Genomic DNA, 16038 nt, shown 5'->3' with positions numbered 1-16038 from the left:
CGGATGGGTACGACACGGGGCGAGATCGTCGCCGCCACGCTGGCAGTTCTCGACGAGCAGGGACTGGACGGCGTGACCATGCGCGCCGTCGCGGCCCGGCTCGGCGTGCAGCACAACACCGTCCGCTGGCACGCCTCCAGCAAGGGCCGCCTGCTCGAACTCGCCTCCGACGAACTCCTCGCGCACTGTCTCGACGAGCCACTGCCCGAGGCGTTCCCCGAGCGGCTCAGGGAACTGAGCCGCCGCTGCCGCACGGCACTGCTGTCCCACCGCGACGCCGCCAGGATGGTCGCGGGCGTCTTCGCGGCCGAGCCCCACACGCTGCGCTACGCCGACACCGTGATCGACACTCTGCTCGCGGCCGGCCACTCACCGCGCACGGCCGCGTGGACCCACTGGTCGATCTTCTACCTGACCCTCGGTCTCACCCAGGAACAGCAGGCCGCGCAGGAAGCCGCACCGGCTCTCCACCCGGACCAGGCCCCGGCCGACAGCTACCCCGCCCTGGCCCAGGTCCTGCCGCACGTCGGCCCCGACAGCTTCGACGAGCGATTCGAATTCGCCCTCGGCCTGATCATCGCCGGCCTCTCCCGAGCGGAGATGTCCCTTGGGCCGGGGGCCGGCGCCGACGTGGATGACTTTCCGGCCGGCTGACCAGTCGGCCGTTGTTCAGCCAGCCAGCCAGCCAGCCAGCCGGGCAGCAGGGCAGTCGACCGGGCTGGGCCGGGCTGGGCCAGGTCGGGTCCGGCGGGGCCGGGTCGAGTCGGTCCCGACAGATCCGGCACCCGTGGTCCGACCCGCCGGGGCCTGACCCCTGCGCGGTCGATCGGACACGCGCCTGCCGCCCCCACCCCATCCCGCCCTGCGCCGCGCCCGCCCTCACCCCAACCCCACTTCGCCTCAACCTCACCCCCCCCGAGATCCCACCCCCTCCCACCCCACCCCGTCTCCACCCCTGGGTGGAGGTACGTCCGCCAAGATCTCCACCTGTGATCCACCCCGGCTCCGATCTCCCGGCCTGCGGATTTCCGTAACTTCGAAGCGTCGGGCAGCGCTCGCTCCCGGCGAACGACTTCTCGCTCACGGAGGATCTGATGGTGGGGCTCGCCAACGCGCTGGTGATCGTGGCCGTCGTCGCGCTCGTGCTGGTACGACAGTTCCGCGCACGCCCGATCGACACGGACCGCCGCTGGTGGCTGCTGCCCCTGATCCTCGGGGTCATAGCGCTGCGCGAGCCCGGCATCCTCGACGCCCACCACCACGTCGAGTCCGCCGCACTGCTCGCCGTGGAACTCCTCATCGGCCTGGCCATGGGCGCGGGCTGGGCCTGGACCACCCACGTCTGGACCGAGCCGGACGGCGCGGTGTGGAGCAAGGGCACCAAGGCGAGCGCCGCCGTCTGGGTCGCCGGCATCGCCCTTCGCATGGGCGTCTTCGCCATCGGCGCCGCCCTCGGCCTGCACCAGCACAGCTCCGCCCTGCTCCTCGGCTTCGCCGCCTCCCTGCTGGTCCGCGCCGGAATCCTGACCTGGCGGGCGGGCTACCTCGGCGCCCGCAAGCCCCTGACCACCCAGCCTCTCGGCGCCACGAGCCGCCCCGCCGCGGCGTACGGTGACGGCAGGCCCGCCGGAGAGGAGCGCCTGTGACCGAGAGCGCCTGGACGCGGTGGCCCTCGAAAGAGGCGCTCGGCCGCGCCGGAATCACCCGCCCCCGCCGCCTGCTCGCCTGGGCCGTCAGGATTCTGGTGATCGCCCTGCTGCTGTGGGGCGCGTACAACCAGAAGCACGTCGGCGCCTGGACCGGGGCCGCCGCCCTCGCGGGCGTCGTCGCCGCCGGATTCCTCGGCTGGGCCTTCTTCCGCACCACCTATCAGCACCGACTGCTGCCCTCCCTGCTCCTGCTGGCGACGCTCATGGGCATCGCGGTCGCCGCCGAGGCCATGGGATTCACGGCGCTGGCCCTCGTCCTGTGGTGCGGCTGCGGGATCACCGCCCTGGAGCGGCTCCCGCTCGTGGCCGCGACCCCGGTGACCTCGGCGGGCCTCGCCGCGTACTCCGCCTTCAACAACGACGTCTGGCTGACCACCGCCGCCTCGGTCGCGGGCATGGCCCTCGCCGGCTACGTCCTGCGGCTGGACGCGGAGGCCCGTGGCAACGCACAGCGGCTGCTCGACCAGGAGCGGGCCGCGCGAGCCGCCGAGGCCGAGTCCGCGGCACTCGCCGAGCGGGCCAGGATCGCCCGCGAGATCCACGATGTGCTCGCCCACAGCCTCTCCGCGCAGCTCGTCCACCTGGAGGCGGCCCGGCTGCTGATCGAACGGGGCGCCGATCGCGAGCGGATCCTGGAGCGGGTGGTGGCCGCCCGCGGCATGGCCCGCGACGGTCTCGCCGAGACCAGACAGGCGCTGTCCGCGCTGCGCGGCGAGCTGACACCGCTGGAGGACTTCCTCGGCGAACTCGTCAGCGGGGCCGAGGGCGCGGCGGTCACCGTCACGGGTGAGCCCAGGCCCCTGCCGGCCGAGGCGTCCCAGGCCGTGCGCCGGGTCGCCCAGGAGGCGCTGACGAACGTCCGCAAGCACGCCCACGGCGCCAAGGTGGACCTGCGCCTGGACTACAGCGACCACCAAGTGACGCTGAACGTGCGGGACTCGGGCGGTCGGCCCGGCGACCTCACGTCCTCCGGCGGCGGGTACGGTCTGCTCGGTATGCGCGAGCGCGCCGAACTGCTGGGCGGCTCGCTGGACGCGGGGCCGGACGAGGAGGGATTCGCGGTGACACTGAAGGTGCCCGTATGACCGAGCCGGAGGGGGAGAAGAAGCCGGCGCGGGTGGTGGTCGCCGACGATCAGACCGTCGTCCGGGAGGGCATCGTGATGCTGCTCGGACTGCTGCCGGGTGTCGAGGTCATCGGCGCCGCGGGAGACGGTGAGGAAGCGGTGCGGCTGGTCGGGGAGCTGTCCCCGGACGTCGTCCTGATGGACCTTAGGATGCCCCGCTGCGACGGCGTGGAGGCCACCCGGCGGATCCGGGAGCAGTATCCCGGGACCCAGGTGGTGGTGCTCACCACGTACGCCGACGACGAGTCGCTGTTCCCCGCGCTGCGGGCCGGTGCCCGGGGGTATCTGACCAAGGACGCGGGCGGCGAGGAGATCGTGCGGGCAGTGGAGAGCGTGCTGTCGGGGGAGGCGGGGCTGTCGCCGAGCGTGCAGCGCCGGCTGCTGGAGCGGCTGTCCCAGGCCGAGCCCCGGTCGGCCGGGGTGGTGCCCACGGCTCCCGTTCCGCCGGACGGGCTGACCGTGCGGGAGACCGAGGTGCTGGTGCTGATCGCCGAGGGGCTCAGCAACCAGGAGATCGCCCACAGGCTGCATGTCTCGAACGCGACCGTGAAGACGCACATCAACAACCTGTTCGCGAAGACGGGCCTCAAGGACCGGGCGCAGGCGGTGCGTTACGCCTACGCCAAGGGACTGGTGCGGCCGCCCGCGGGGTGAGGTCACCTGATGGGGTGAAGAGCCCGGGGAAGAAGAGTCACGGAACTTCCGGGTCTGCCCATCCTTGGGCATGCAGTCAAGCGATGATCGTGCCCGCGGAGCAGGGGACGGTCCCGAGCGTTCGGCCGGGAACCGGAGGGACCACGGCGCACCCACCCGCGATGTGCGGCACGAGGACCCTTGGTGCGACCCGTCGGCCCAGGGCTGGGACGAACCGCACGGCGCCGGGTCACCCGCGCCGACCGTGCCCTCCGCGCGCGGCGAGCCGGACGCGGCGGAGCGTGCCCGCGACGTGTACATCGAGGTGCAGCGCAGCGCCGCCTTCCAGGAAGTGCGGGGCAGATACCGGCGGTTCGTGGTGCCGGGGGTCGCGGTCTTCCTGAGCTGGTACGTGGCGTACGTGGTCGCGGCGACCACCGTTCCGGGGCTGATGGCGCGGCCCGTGGTGGGCGCGGTGAATGTGGCGATGCTCGCGGGGCTGGGGCAGTTCCTCACCACGTTCCTGCTGACCTGGGCCTACGCCCGGCACGCGCGGCTGCGGCGGGACCGGGCGGCGCTGGAGCTGCGCTGGGACACCCAGGAGATGACCCGGGAGACGCGGGGAGGTGCTCGGTGAGCGGCGAGCATCAGACGCTGGCGCTGCTGCTGTTCAGCGGGTTCGTGGCGGTCACCCTCGGGATCACGACGTGGGTGGGCTGGCGGCGGCACGGTTCGGCGGAGGAGTTCTACACGGGCGGGCGGCTGTTCTCTCCGATGGAGAATGGTTTTGCCATCACGGGCGACTACATCTCGGCGGCCTCCTTCCTGGGCGTCACCGGGCTCATCGCGCTGTACGGCTACGACGGGCTGCTGTATGTGGTGGGCTTTCTCGTGGCATGGCTGATGGTGCTGTTCCTGGTGGCCGAACTGGTGCGCAACTGCGGGCGGTTCACCCTGGCCGATGTGGTGGCCGCGCGGATGAGCGAGCGCCCGGTGCGGATCGCGGCGGGCACATCGTCGGTCGTGGTGTCCGTGCTGTACCTGGTGGCGCAGATGGTCGGCGCGGGCAGCCTGGTGGCGCTGCTGCTGGGGCGTACGAGCGGGGCGGCCCAGGCGTGGACGGTCATCGGGGTCGGCGCCCTCATGGTGATCTATGTGTCGCTGGGCGGGATGCGGGCCACCACCTGGATCCAGATCGTGAAGGCGGTGCTGCTGCTCGGCGGAACGGTCGCGCTGACCGTGCTCCTTCTGCTGCGGTTCCACGGCGATGTCGATCAGTTGCTGGTCACGGCCGCGCAGCGCAGCGGCCACGGGGACGCCTTCCTCGCGCCCGGCCTGAAGTACGGCGGGAGTTGGACCGCCCGCCTCGACTTCATCAGCCTCGGTCTCGCGCTGGTGCTGGGCACCGCCGGACTGCCGCACATCCTGTCCCGCTTCTCCACCGTGCCGACCGCACGCGCCGCGCGGCGTTCCGCGGTGTGGTCGATCGGCCTGATCGGCGGGTTCTATCTGCTGACGATCGTCCTCGGCTTCGGGGCGGCGGCGGTCGTGGGCCCGGGCGCCCTGCGCGCCTCGAACGCGGCCGGGAACACCGCGATACCGCTGCTCGCCCTCGACCTGGGCGGTGGTGCGGGTTCCACTGGAGGAACGGTTCTGTTCGCGGTGGTCGCCGCCATCGCCTTCGCCACGATCCTCGCGGTGGTCGCGGGCATCACGCTCGCCTCCTCCGCCTCCGTGGCCCACGACCTGTACGCCTCCCTCCGCCGTTCGCGCGGCGAGCAGAAGGGCGGCGGGGTGCGTCGCGAGGTGGCCGTGGCGCGGTTTGCCGCCGTCGGGATCGGTGTCGTGGCGATCGCGCTCGGCCTGCTGGCCCGGGACCTCAACGTCGCCTACCTGGTCGGACTCGCCTTCGCGGTCGCCGCGTCGGCGAACCTTCCGGTGCTCATGTACTCGCTGTTCTGGCGCGGCTTCACCACCCGCGGCGCGGTGTGGGCCGTGTACGGCGGGCTGGTCCCGGCGCTCGGGCTGGTGCTGCTGTCCCCGGTGGTGTCCGGCTGCCGCGGCTCGCTGTTCCCCGGCGTCGACTTCCAGTACTTCCCGTTGCAGAACCCGGGCATCGTCTCCATCCCGCTCGGCTTCCTCGCCGGCTGGCTGGGCACGGTCACCTCCGACGAGATCCCCGACGAGGCCAAGTACGCCGAGACGGAGGTGCGCTCCCTCACCGGCGCCGGGGCCGTCTAGCGGGCCGGGGCGGCCACCGTCACGGCGCCACCCACGCGTACCGGTGCTCGGGGCGGCCGGTGTCGCCGTACTTCAGGGAGAGCCGCAGGCGGCCGGCCTGTTCCAGGTGGCGGAGGTAGCGCTGGGCCGTGGAGCGGCTCAGGCCGGTGCGGGCGGCGACCTCGTGGGCGGAGAGCGGATGGTCGGCGTCGTACAGGACGTCGCATATCAGGTCCGTCGTCGGCGCGGTGTGGCCGCTCGGCAGGCCGGGCGCGGAGAGGGCGGGAGCGGTGCGCAGCGCCCCGAAGATCCGGTCCACCTGTTCCTGGCCCGCCACACCCCGGCCGCCGACCCGGTCGACCGTGCGCCGCAGCGCGGCATAGGAGTCGAGGCGGGTGCGCAGCGCGGCGAAGGTGAACGGCTTCACCAGATAGTGCAGGGCGCCCAGACGCATCGCCTGCTGGACGGTGGCCACATCGCCGGCCGCCGTGATCATGATGACGTCCGCGCCATGGCCCTGCTCCCGCATGCGGTGGACGAGTTCCAGGCCGGTACGGTCCGGCAGATAGTGGTCGAGCAGCACCAGATCGATGGCGCCGCGTTCCACGGCGGCCAGCGCCTGGGCGGCACTGTGCGCGCGGGCGGCCACCCGGAACCCCGGAACCTTCCCCACGTATTTGGCGTTTATCTCAGCGACGCGGAAGTCGTCGTCGACCACCAGGACGTCAATCATCAGGCCTCTCCTTCAAGGCCGGCGGGCGTCCGGCCCGCCCGTGCGGCTCCGCAGTTGTAGCGCGAGCAAAAAGAGCACAACAGGTTCTTGCGAGCAAAAGAACGCCTTGCGCACACAAGACTGCTGCTCGTGCGGGGTCGGACCTACCGTCCCGGGTCATGAGCGCACACACCGGCCCCGCCATCGAGCTGCGGGGCGCGAGCAAGACCTTCAGAACCCCGTCAGGGGGACTGCACACGGCCGTGCGCGGTCTGGATCTCACCGTGGGACGCGGTGAGTTCGTGGCCGTCGTGGGTCCGACCGGCTGCGGCAAGTCCACCACGCTGACCCTGGTCAGCGGGCTGGAGGAGCCCACCGAGGGCGAGGTGACGGTCGCCGGGGAGCCGGTCGGCGGCGTCGGCGACAAGGTCGGCTTCGTCTTCCAGCAGGACGCCACCTTCCCCTGGCGCACCGTCCTGTCGAACGTCATGGCGGGCCCCCGCTTCCGGGGCGTCCCCAAGGCGGAGGCCCGGCAGAAGGCCCGCGAGTGGCTGGCCCGGGTCGGGCTCGCCGCCTTCGAGGACCGCTACCCGCACCAGCTCTCCGGCGGCCAGCGCAAGCGCGTCGCCCTTGCCGCCACCTTCGTCAACGACCCCGAGATCCTGCTGATGGACGAGCCGTTCTCGGCGCTCGACGTGCAGACCCGGGCGCTGATGTCGGACGAACTGCTGGAGCTGTGGGAGGGCACCGGCGCCTCGGTCGTCTTCGTCACCCACGACCTGGAGGAGTCCATCGCGCTGGCCGACAAGGTCGTCGTGATGACCGCCGGGCCCGCGACCGTCAAGCAGGTGTTCGAGATCGATCTGCCCCGGCCGCGCAAGGTCGAGTCGGTGCGCCTCCAGCCGCGGTTCATCGAGATCTACCGGGAGATCTGGGAATCGCTCGGCGAAGAGGTCCGCATCACCCGCGAGAGGGGTGCCGCCCATGTCGCCTGAGGTTCTCGACGCCCCGGTCGCCGCCAAGGTCCCCGACCGCGCGCGGAGCCGCGCCCAGGCCGCCCGCCGCCGCAAGCTCCTCGTCAACGCCGCGCGAGTCGTGCTGCTGGTCGCCGTGCTCGGCCTGTGGGAGGCGCTGTCCCGGGCGAAGGTCATCGATCCGTTCAACTTCTCGATGCCCTCCAAGATCTGGGACCAGATCGCCACCTGGATGACGCACGGCACCGCGCTCGGCTCCCTGGGCGAGCAGGTCTGGTTCACGCTCTACGAGGCCCTGCTCGGCTGGCTCGTGGGTGTGGTCGCCGGTGTCCTCCTCGGTATCGCGCTGGGCCGGATCGGCCTGCTCGCCGAGGTGCTTGGTCCATACATCAAGGTGCTCAACTCGATTCCCCGGATCGTCCTGGCGCCCATCTTCCTGATCTGGTTCGGACTCGGTCCGTCCTCCAAGGTCGCCTCCGCCGTGGTGCTGGTCTTCTTCCCGGTGTTCTTCAACGCCTTCCAGGGCGCCCGCGAGGTGGACCGCAACCTGGTGGCCAACGCCCGCATCCTGGGCGCGAGCGACCGCAGGGTGACGCTCCAGGTGGTCATCCCGTCGGCCACCTCCTGGATCTTCACCAGCCTCCATGTCAGCTTCGGCTTCGCGCTGATCGGCGCGATCGTCGGCGAGTACATCGGCGCGACCAAGGGCATCGGCCTGCTCGTCGCGCAGTCGCAGAACACCTTCAACGCGGCCGGTGTGTACGCCGCGATGGTCATCCTCGCCGTCGTCGCCCTCGCCGCCGAGGGCCTGCTGACCTTCGCCGAGCGGCGCATCTTCCGCTGGAAGCCCGCCGGTTCGGACAGCTGAGCCGACGACGGCCGAGCGGGCTGGCCCGCACCACCGGCCGGCCCTGCCCTCCATGCGACCAGCACAGCCCCCCGCACCCTCACCCGCACCGCCCCTCACAAGGACGTGAACCGCCATGCGCAAGACCGCCAGACACGCCTCCCTGGCCGCCGCCGGCCTGCTCGCCCTGTCCTCGCTCACCGCCTGCGCCGACGACGCGGCCGGTTCCGCGGCCGGCTCCGGCGGGGGCGGCGGCAAGGGCGAGAGCGTCAAGATCATGGTCGGCGGCCTCGACAAGGTCATCTACATGCCCGCGATGCTCACCCAGCGCCTCGGCTACTTCCAGGACGAGGGCCTGAACGTCCAGCTCATGTCCGAGCCCGCCGGGGTCCAGGCCGAGACCGCGCTCGTCGCCGGCCAGGTGCAGGGCGCGGTCGGCTTCTACGACCACACCCTCGACCTCCAGGTGAAGGGCAAGTCGGTCGAGTCGGTCGTCCAGTTCTCGCGCGCGCCGGGCGAGGTGGAGGTCGTGTCCGGCAAGGCCGCGGGCGATGTCACCTCGCCCAAGGACTTCAAGGGCCGCAAGCTGGGCGTGACCGGGCTCGGATCCTCGACCGACTTCCTCACCAAATACGTGGCGGTCAAGAACGGTGTGGACGTCAGCGAGTTCACACCGGTCGCGGTGGGCGCCGGACCGACCTTCGTCGCGGCGCTCCAGAAGGGCTCGATCGACGGCGGCATGACCACCGACCCGACCGTGGCGACGATCCTCGACAAGAAGGCCGGGAAGATCCTGCTCGACATGCGCACCCCCGAGGGTTCGCAGGAGGCGCTGGGCGGGCCGTACCCGTCGTCCAGTCTGTACATGCAGACGGAATGGGTGAACGGACACAAGGCGACCGTCCAGAAGTTGGTCAACGCATTCGTCAAGACGCTCAAGTGGATGTCCACCCACAGCGCCGACGAGATAGCCGCCAAGATGCCCGCCGACTACTCCCAGGGCGACAAGGCGCTCTACACCCGGTCCATCAAGAGCACTCTGCCGATGTTCACCGACGACGGTGTGATGCCGGAGAACGGCCCCGAGACCGTGGAGAAGGTGCTCAAGGCGTTCAACCCCAACATCAAGAACGCGGACGTCGACCTGAGCAAGACCTACACGACCGAGTTCGCCAAGGCGGTCAAGTAGCTTCGCCAAGACGGTCAAGGAGTACGGCGGGCGGTCAACACAATCAACTGTTGCGTGCCGTGGGCTCGGGCTCCAGCCTGGGGCCGGGCTCCAGCTCCGGCTCGCTCAGCGCCTCCGGCAGCACCACCGTGAACTCCGCGCCGCCCCCGCCGGCGGTGTCCACGGTCGCGCTGCCACCCTGGCGTTCGGCGAGCCGGCGCACCAGTGACAGCCCGAGCCCCCGCTTGCCGTGCGCGGGCGCCCGCTTGGTCGACCACCCCTCGGTGAAGACCAGCTCCCGCTGGTCCACCGGCACTCCGGGCCCGGTGTCCCGCACCCGGAGCACGACCGTACGGCCCTCGACGCGCAACTCGACCTCCACGCGCGCGTGCGGGGTGCCCGCGACCGCGTCCAGGGCGTTGTCCACCAGGTTGCCGACGACCGTGACCAGCCCCCGCGGATCGACCAGCCGGTCCGGGAGCCTGCTGCGTTCCGACACCCACAGGGCGACCCCGCGCTCGGCCGCCACCGTCGCCTTGCCGACCAGCAGGGCGGCCAGCAACGGGTCCTGGACCTTCTCGGTGACCTGCTCGGCGGTGACCCGGTGATCGCCGACCACCTCCCCGACGAACTCCACCGCGTCGTCGTACATCTCCAGTTCCAGCAGCCCGAGCAGGGTGTGCATCCGGTTGGCGTGCTCGTGGTCCTGGGCGCGCAGGGCGTCGATCAGCCCGCGCGTGGAGTCGAGTTCGCGCCCCAGCTGCTCCAGTTCGGTGCGGTCGCGCAAGGTGGCGACCGCGCCGCCGTCGCCGGTGGGCATGCGGTTGGCGACCAGCACCCGCCGGCCGCGCACCGTCAGCAGATCGGTGCCGGTCACCCGCCCGGCGAGCACATCGGTCGTACGGCCCTCGCCGAGCGCCTCGTCGGGGACACGGCCCACGGCCTCGTCGCCGATGCCCAGCAGCCGCCGCGCCTCGTCGTTGAGCAGCCGGATCCGGCCGCCCCGGTCCAGGGCGACCACCCCCTCGCGGATGCCGTGCAGCATCGCCTCGCGCTCCGCGAGCAGCGCGGAGATATCGGAGAAGGCCAGGTCACGGGTCTGCCGCTGCACCCGGCGAGAGATCAGCCAGGCGGCCAGCGCGCCCACCGCGAGGGCGCCCCCGGCGTAGGCGAGCAGCCCCGGGATGACACCGATCAGCCGGGCGCGCACGCTGTCGTACGCGATACCGACCGAGACCGCCCCGATCAGGCGGTGGCGGGCGTCGTACAGCGGCACCTTGCCGCGCGCGGAGCGCCCCAGGGTGCCCCGGTCGATCTCCATGACCTCCTTGCCCGCGAGGGCGCCGGAGGGGCTGGTGGACACGGTGCGGCCGATCTGCGAGGTGGTCGGATGCGACCAGCGCACCCAGTGCCGGTCCAGGACCACGATGTACTCGGCGTGCGTGGCGCGCCGGATCCGCTCGGCCTCCTGCTGCACCGGGCCGTCCTTGGTCGGCGGCGTGGTCAGCAGGCCCTGGGCGATCTGCGGGTCCTGGGCCGTGGTCTCGGCGATGGCCAGCGCGCGGCGCATCGCCTCGTGGTCCAGCTGTTTGCTCAGCGGCGCCAGGAACAGGCCGGTCACCAGCACCGCGACGCCCGCGGCGATCGTCACCTGCATGAGCAGCACCTGCGAGAACACCCGCCGTGGCATACCGAGACGCAGACGGCGTGCGGAGGGAGTCGGACTCATGGGGGACGACAGTACGGGTTGTGCCCGCCGCGCGGTTCAGCTCGCCAGCGCGGTCGGGCGCAGCTCACGCACCGCGACGACGGTCATCCGCGCCGGTGTGCCGAGCACCGCGGCGCCGCAGCTCTCCGGGCGCGGCGGCAGCGACGCCCCGCGCGCCACGGTGACCCGCCAGCGGCGGCCGTCGGCATGGGCGACGGTGACCGCCCAGCGCGGCGCCGCGCCGTCGGTCCGTACGACGCCCAGCACGCCCGCCCGGTACTCGCCCGCCACCTCACGCACCGCCAGCTCGGCCGCCTGACCGGGGCGTTCGAAGGCGGAGCAGCCGCGGCACCCGACGACCTCCACCCGGCCCTCCCGGACGCCGTCCAGAGCCTTCTTGAGGGTGTGCGCGTCGGCGCGGCCGTAGACGTAGCCGTACGGCAGCACGAGCACCGTCGGCGCGAAACGATGTCCACCCAGATGAGTGACCTCCCAGACCCCGTTCTCGCCCGCCGCGACGAGTTCGGTGGCGAGCGGGCGGCCGAGCAGGGCGCAGCAGCGGTCCCGCTTGCCGTTGGTGCACACGAGCGCGAGCGGATCACCGGTGTGCGGGCGCCCGCCGAGCACCGCGTCGAAGGACCGGTGGTCGCCCGCGCCGAGGGCCCTGAGGTCCAGGTCGAGGAGGCGCCGGGGATCGCGGGTGCCGACCGCGCGCAGCCAGCCGCGGCCCGGCACGGTGTGAGCGGCGTAGACCTGGCGGATCTCGGGGGTGCCGGGGTCCGCGTGGCGGCCGGGGCGGCGGATGAGCGCCACGCGTACGCCGGTGCCCTCGGCGGCCCGCTCCAGCGCGCGGCCGACCGCCGGGTCCAGATGGCTCGAAGTGAGTGCTTTGGCGCCCCACGGGCCGGGCTGTTCCAGCAGCAGCCACGTCGTCGCCGTGGCCGCCGTCGCCGAAACGGGCTCGTCGAGGCTGAGGGAGACGGAGGCGCACCTACTCACAGAGGTGAGCCTAACCTGACTCAGGGCAGGGCGACTTCCGGCCGGGACTGCGCCGCGCTCAGGGGAGCGCGGCGGCCCTCCGGAAGGGGCGCGCGGCCCCGGGCGGGCGGCGCGCGGCGACTCAGTCGGTCTCGGCCTCCGGGAGGGGCTGCGGCGGGCGCGGGCCGACGTAGTGGCCCACGGGGCGCATCCGCAGCGGGCGCTCGCCGTACTCCTCCAGCGCGTGCGCGATCCAGCCCGCAATACGGGCCACGGCGAAGATCGTCTCGCCGGCGGTGGCGGGCATCCCGAAGGAGGAGGTGAACACCGCGAGCGCCAGGTCGACATTGGCGTGCAGCGGGGTGTGCCGGGCGGTCGTGGCGACGATGTCCCGGGCGGCGAGCAGGGCGGGTTCCGCGCGGGGGAGCCGCTCCAGCAGGCCGAACAGGACCTGCGCGCGGGGGTCCTCGCCGGTGTAGAGGCGGTGGCCGAGCCCGGGGATGCGGCGCCCGGCGCGCAGTTCGTCGGCGATCACCGGGGCCGCGTTGCCCAGTTCGAGCACGTCCAGCAGCATCCGGTGGGCCAGCCCGCTGCTGGCGCCGTGCAGCGGACCCTCCAGGACGCCGAGACCGGCCGAGACGGTCGCGTAGGCGTGCGCCCGCGCGGAGGCGGCGACCCGGACCGCGAGCGTGGAGGCCGCCAGGTCGTGGTCGGCGAGCAGGACCAGGGCGGCGTCCAGCACGCGTACGGCGTCCTCGTCCGCCGGGCGGGCGGTCAGCCGCGACCACAGGCGGTGGGCGAGCGGCGCGTCGTCCCCGGGATCGCCCACGACCGGCGGCAGGGCGGTGACGAGCGTGGGGATGAGCACGCGCGCCGTGTTCAGGACGGCCTCTTCGGACAGGTCGAAGCGCAGCGGGTCCTCGGCCGCCGCGGCGATCGTCGCGACCCGCAGCCGGTCGATGGGGGAGGTGTGCTCGGGCAGCGCCTGCACGGCCCAGCGGGCGACGCGCACGGTCGGCTCCGGCGCGGTGAAGGCCGTGCCGGGGACGAGCCGGCCGGTCCACAGCCACTCCGCGACCTCCTCGTAGGAGTGGCGGGAGGCCAGTGCGGTGGCGTCGACGCCCCGGTAGTAGTACCGGTCGGCCTCGATCAGGGTGATCCGGGTGCGCACCGAGAGATCGCCGCCGGAGCCCGGGATCCCGGCGCTCTCACGGCGGTTGCGCCGGGCCAGGTCCTCCACCTCGCGCGCCTCGAAGGTGCTGGCGCGGCCGCCGGGCTCGCGCTTGCTGCTCAGCAGGCCGCGGCTGACATACGCGTAGACCGTCTCCGGCTTCACGCCGAGCAGCTCGGCGGTCTCCTTGGTGGTCAGCCTTCGCCCCGGGCGGTTGGGGGCGGGTTCGTGATCGCGCATGAGGGTCACCGTAGCGGTCTCTGCACACCTTGATGTCCAACTTTTCTTGTATTGATTTAATCAACATTGACAGGTAATGCATCAAGAGTGGACAGTCGGATCAAGCTCAGGGAGGACAATCATGGCCATCAACAGGACCGCAACGCCCCTCGTCGACGTCCCGCGCGGCCTCGCCGGCGTCGTCGTGACCGAGACGCAGATCGGCGACGTACGGGGGCGGGAGGGCTTCTACCACTACCGGCAGTACTCGGCGGTGGACCTCGCGCGCACCCGCCGCTTCGAGGACGTCTGGCATCTTCTCGTGCACGGCACCCTGCCCGACGCCGGGCGCGGTGCCGCCTTCGCCGCCGAGACCGCGGCGCTGCGGCGCCTGCCCGAAGAGGTCCGGGCGAGCCTGCCCGCGATCGCCGCCGCGAGCCGCGTCTCCGGCCCGCTGGCCGGACTGCGCACCGGACTCTCCCTGCTGGGCGCCGCGCGGGGATTCGGGCCGCTGTACGACCTGGACGCCGACCGGCGCCGCGCCGACACGCTCGCCGCCTGCGCCGCCGTACCCACGCTGCTCACCGCGTTGTACCGGCTGGGGCGGGGACTGGAGCCCGTGGAGCCGCGCGAGGACCTGCCGTACGCGGCCAACTACCTGTACATGTTGACCGGTTCGGTGCCCGATCCACGTCGAGCCCGGGCGGTCGAGCAATACTTGATCTCCACTATTGATCACGGATTCAACGCATCAACCTTTACGGCGCGGGTCATCGCGTCCACCGGAGCCGACGTGGCGGCCTGTCTGACCGGTGCCGTGGGCGCGCTGTCCGGCCCGTTGCACGGCGGGGCGCCCAGCCGGGCCCTGGACACCCTGGACGCGATCGGCACGCCCGACCGTGTCGAGCCCTGGATCCGGGAACGGGTGCTGGCCGGCGAGCGGATCATGGGCTTCGGGCACGCCGTCTACCGCACGGAGGACCCGCGTTCGCGGATGCTCCGGGAGATCGCCCTCGGATTCGGCGGCCCCCGGGTGGAGTTCGCGGTGGAGGTCGAACGCCGGGTCGAGGCCGTCCTCGCCGAGCTGAAGCCGGGCCGTGAACTCCACACCAATGTCGAGTTCTACGCCGGTGTGGTCATGGAACTGTGCGGCCTGCCCCGGGAGATGTTCACCCCCACCTTCGCGGCGGGCCGGGTGGTCGGCTGGAGCGCCAACATCCTGGAACAGGCGGCCGACTCGAAGATCATCCGCCCGGCGGCGCGCTATGTGGGGCCGGAGCCGGCGGTGGCGGTCCCCGCCGTCTGACGGGCCGGCCGTACGACCCGGGCCGCCCCGCCTGCCCACCCCGGGGGCGCGCGCCCCCACTCCCCGAACCCTTTTATCCTGGTCCGCAGCCCGGTCACAGGAGAAAGGTCGCCCCTTGGGGAACAGCTTGGCGCACGAGACGGACGGCGGTCGTCGTCCCCAGCAGCAGATCCCGGTCGTCGTCCTGGCCGGGTTTCTCGGATCGGGGAAGACCACGCTGCTCAATCATCTGCTGCACCGCAGCGCGGGCAGCAGGATCGGGGCGATCGTCAATGACTTCGGCGCCATAGAGATCGACGCGCTGGCCGTCGCGGGCGCCCTCGGCGACTCCACCGTCTCCCTCGGCAACGGCTGCCTGTGCTGCGCCGTCGACGCCGGTGAACTCGACGTCTACCTGGGCAAGCTCGCCGCTCCCGCAACCGGCATCGATGTGATCGTCATCGAGGCCAGCGGACTCGCCGAGCCCCAGGAACTGGTGCGGATGGTGCTCGCCAGTGAGCACCCCGGCATCGTCTACGGCGGTCTGGTCGAGGTCGTCGACGCCGCCGAGTTCGACGACACGCGCGCGCGGCACCCCGAGATCGACCGGCATCTCGCGCTGGCCGACCTGGTCGTCGTCAACAAACTGGACCGGACCGCGGACCCCGAACGGGTGCTCGCGCTGGTGGGGTCGCTGACCGACCGGGCCGCCGTCGTGCCCGCCACCTACGGACGCGTCGACCCCGAGTTCCTTTTCGACTGCCGGCCGAGCGAGGAACGCATCGGCCAGCTGACCTTCGACGATCTGCACGAGCACGGCGACGAGCAGGGCGACGACCAGGGCGACGGCCACGACACGGACGGCCTCGGCGGCAGCGGCCACGCCGGGCACCTGCACACCGGCTACGACAGCGTGTCCTTCGTCTCCGACGTCCCCCTGGACCCGCGCCGCCTGATGCGGTTCCTCGACAGCCGGCCCGAGGGGCTGTACCGGATCAAGGGGCATGTCGACCTCGGCCCCAACGACCCCCGCAACCGGTACACCATGCACGCCGTCGGCCGGTTCCTGCGCTTCTACCCCGAGCCCTGGCCGCCCGCCGACGAACGACGCACCCAGCTCGTCCTGATCGGCTCCGGCATCGACACCGAGGCACTCGGCGAGGAACTCAAGGGCTGCGAGAGCGACGCCCCGCACGCCGACGAGCACGGCATGTGGGGCGTCCTGCGCTACGTACAGGGCTCCGAGGACGAACCCGGTCCGGAGCCCTACGACGGCTAGGGCCTCTCG

At 72.2% G+C, this 16038-nt stretch carries 15 protein-coding genes; 11 read left to right on the top strand and 4 right to left on the bottom strand.

The genetic code is table 11. The features are described from left to right. The first annotated feature begins 3 nt into the window (after positions 1 to 3). From QHG49_RS09575 to QHG49_RS09550, 6 genes are all read left to right on the top strand, one after another. Complete coding sequence (locus tag QHG49_RS09575; RefSeq protein WP_159705666.1) at positions 4 to 654, top strand: TetR/AcrR family transcriptional regulator C-terminal domain-containing protein; 651 nt, start codon at positions 4 to 6, stop codon at positions 652 to 654. Between the two features lie 440 nt (positions 655 to 1094). Then, complete coding sequence (locus QHG49_RS09570) at positions 1095 to 1646, top strand: CcdC protein domain-containing protein (protein WP_301488605.1); 552 nt, start codon at positions 1095 to 1097, stop codon at positions 1644 to 1646. After that, complete coding sequence (locus QHG49_RS09565) at positions 1643 to 2794, top strand: sensor histidine kinase (RefSeq protein ID WP_145487501.1); 1152 nt, start codon at positions 1643 to 1645, stop codon at positions 2792 to 2794. Before QHG49_RS09570 ends, QHG49_RS09565 begins: the two co-directional genes overlap by 4 nt. After that, the gene (locus QHG49_RS09560) at positions 2791 to 3489 is read left to right on the top strand and encodes a response regulator transcription factor (protein ID WP_301488603.1); all 699 of its coding nucleotides are present in this window, start codon (positions 2791 to 2793) and stop codon (positions 3487 to 3489) included. The genes QHG49_RS09565 and QHG49_RS09560 overlap by 4 nt, the downstream gene beginning before the upstream one ends. A 70-nt stretch (positions 3490 to 3559) precedes the next feature. Beyond that, positions 3560 to 4105, top strand: coding sequence for a DUF485 domain-containing protein (locus tag QHG49_RS09555; RefSeq protein ID WP_301488601.1), 546 nt, complete (start codon positions 3560 to 3562; stop codon positions 4103 to 4105). Then, positions 4102 to 5709, top strand: coding sequence for a cation acetate symporter (locus QHG49_RS09550; RefSeq protein ID WP_301488599.1), 1608 nt, complete (start codon positions 4102 to 4104; stop codon positions 5707 to 5709). Before QHG49_RS09555 ends, QHG49_RS09550 begins: the two co-directional genes overlap by 4 nt. 19 nt (positions 5710 to 5728) lie before the next feature. Here the strand turns inward: QHG49_RS09550 and QHG49_RS09545 are convergent, their stop codons facing one another. Next, the gene (locus tag QHG49_RS09545; RefSeq protein WP_145487506.1) at positions 5729 to 6421 is read right to left on the bottom strand and encodes a response regulator; all 693 of its coding nucleotides are present in this window, start codon (positions 6419 to 6421) and stop codon (positions 5729 to 5731) included. A 158-nt stretch (positions 6422 to 6579) separates the two neighbouring features. Here QHG49_RS09545 and QHG49_RS09540 point away from each other — a divergent pair, with 158 nt between their 5' ends. The 3 genes from QHG49_RS09540 to QHG49_RS09530 all read left to right on the top strand — a co-directional run bounded on the left by QHG49_RS09540 (position 6580) and on the right by QHG49_RS09530 (position 9410). Next, positions 6580 to 7395: an ABC transporter ATP-binding protein gene (locus QHG49_RS09540; protein WP_145487508.1), complete on the top strand. Its 816-nt coding sequence runs from the start codon at positions 6580 to 6582 to the stop codon at positions 7393 to 7395. Then, a complete protein-coding gene (locus QHG49_RS09535; protein ID WP_301488595.1) occupies positions 7385 to 8242 on the top strand; it encodes an ABC transporter permease in 858 nt (285 codons plus the stop codon). Before QHG49_RS09540 ends, QHG49_RS09535 begins: the two co-directional genes overlap by 11 nt. A gap of 115 nt (positions 8243 to 8357) precedes the next feature. Continuing rightward, on the top strand, positions 8358 to 9410 hold the full coding sequence (locus QHG49_RS09530) for an ABC transporter substrate-binding protein (protein WP_301488592.1): 1053 nt from the start codon (positions 8358 to 8360) through the stop codon (positions 9408 to 9410). A gap of 43 nt (positions 9411 to 9453) precedes the next feature. Here the strand turns inward: QHG49_RS09530 and QHG49_RS09525 are convergent, their stop codons facing one another. The 3 genes from QHG49_RS09525 to QHG49_RS09515 all read right to left on the bottom strand — a co-directional run bounded on the left by QHG49_RS09525 (position 9454) and on the right by QHG49_RS09515 (position 13486). Beyond that, complete coding sequence (locus QHG49_RS09525) at positions 9454 to 11118, bottom strand: sensor histidine kinase (RefSeq protein WP_186337703.1); 1665 nt, start codon at positions 11116 to 11118, stop codon at positions 9454 to 9456. A 36-nt stretch (positions 11119 to 11154) separates the two neighbouring features. After that, a complete protein-coding gene (locus tag QHG49_RS09520; RefSeq protein WP_301488589.1) occupies positions 11155 to 12096 on the bottom strand; it encodes a sucrase ferredoxin in 942 nt (313 codons plus the stop codon). Between the two features lie 121 nt (positions 12097 to 12217). Further along, on the bottom strand, positions 12218 to 13486 hold the full coding sequence (locus QHG49_RS09515) for a citrate synthase (RefSeq protein WP_301488587.1): 1269 nt from the start codon (positions 13484 to 13486) through the stop codon (positions 12218 to 12220). 121 nt (positions 13487 to 13607) lie between these two features. On the opposite strand from QHG49_RS09515, the gene QHG49_RS09510 reads away from it, so the two are divergent. Both QHG49_RS09510 and QHG49_RS09505 read left to right on the top strand, forming a co-directional pair. After that, positions 13608 to 14771 carry a citrate synthase/methylcitrate synthase gene (locus tag QHG49_RS09510; RefSeq protein ID WP_301488585.1) on the top strand — a complete coding sequence of 388 codons (1164 nt, stop codon included), beginning with the start codon at positions 13608 to 13610 and terminating at the stop codon, positions 14769 to 14771. Positions 14772 to 14886: 115 nt separating this feature from the next. After that, the gene (locus tag QHG49_RS09505; RefSeq protein WP_301488582.1) at positions 14887 to 16029 is read left to right on the top strand and encodes a GTP-binding protein; all 1143 of its coding nucleotides are present in this window, start codon (positions 14887 to 14889) and stop codon (positions 16027 to 16029) included. Positions 16030 to 16038: the final 9 nt, after the last annotated feature.

It is taken from the genome of Streptomyces sp. WP-1, from assembly GCF_030450125.1.
In the GTDB taxonomy this organism is placed as follows: Bacteria; Actinomycetota; Actinomycetes; order Streptomycetales; family Streptomycetaceae; genus Streptomyces; species Streptomyces incarnatus.
Note: the sequence above shows the minus strand (reverse complement) of the source record. Positions and strands in the feature narration are given on the sequence as shown.

Bases quoted from the DNA above. Each gene is read 5' to 3' on its own strand.
- QHG49_RS09575 (WP_159705666.1), top strand. From the start codon at position 4: ATGGGTACGACACGGGGCGAGATCGTCGCCGCCACGCTGGCAGTTCTC.
- QHG49_RS09570 (WP_301488605.1), top strand. From the start codon at position 1,095: ATGGTGGGGCTCGCCAACGCGCTGGTGATCGTGGCCGTCGTCGCGCTC.
- QHG49_RS09560 (WP_301488603.1), top strand. From the start codon at position 2,791: ATGACCGAGCCGGAGGGGGAGAAGAAGCCGGCGCGGGTGGTGGTCGCC.
- QHG49_RS09555 (WP_301488601.1), top strand. From the start codon at position 3,560: ATGCAGTCAAGCGATGATCGTGCCCGCGGAGCAGGGGACGGTCCCGAG.
- QHG49_RS09545 (WP_145487506.1), bottom strand. From the start codon at position 6,421: ATGATTGACGTCCTGGTGGTCGACGACGACTTCCGCGTCGCTGAGATA.
- QHG49_RS09540 (WP_145487508.1), top strand. From the start codon at position 6,580: ATGAGCGCACACACCGGCCCCGCCATCGAGCTGCGGGGCGCGAGCAAG.
- QHG49_RS09535 (WP_301488595.1), top strand. From the start codon at position 7,385: ATGTCGCCTGAGGTTCTCGACGCCCCGGTCGCCGCCAAGGTCCCCGAC.
- QHG49_RS09530 (WP_301488592.1), top strand. From the start codon at position 8,358: ATGCGCAAGACCGCCAGACACGCCTCCCTGGCCGCCGCCGGCCTGCTC.
- QHG49_RS09525 (WP_186337703.1), bottom strand. From the start codon at position 11,118: ATGAGTCCGACTCCCTCCGCACGCCGTCTGCGTCTCGGTATGCCACGG.
- QHG49_RS09515 (WP_301488587.1), bottom strand. From the start codon at position 13,486: ATGCGCGATCACGAACCCGCCCCCAACCGCCCGGGGCGAAGGCTGACC.
- QHG49_RS09510 (WP_301488585.1), top strand. From the start codon at position 13,608: ATGGCCATCAACAGGACCGCAACGCCCCTCGTCGACGTCCCGCGCGGC.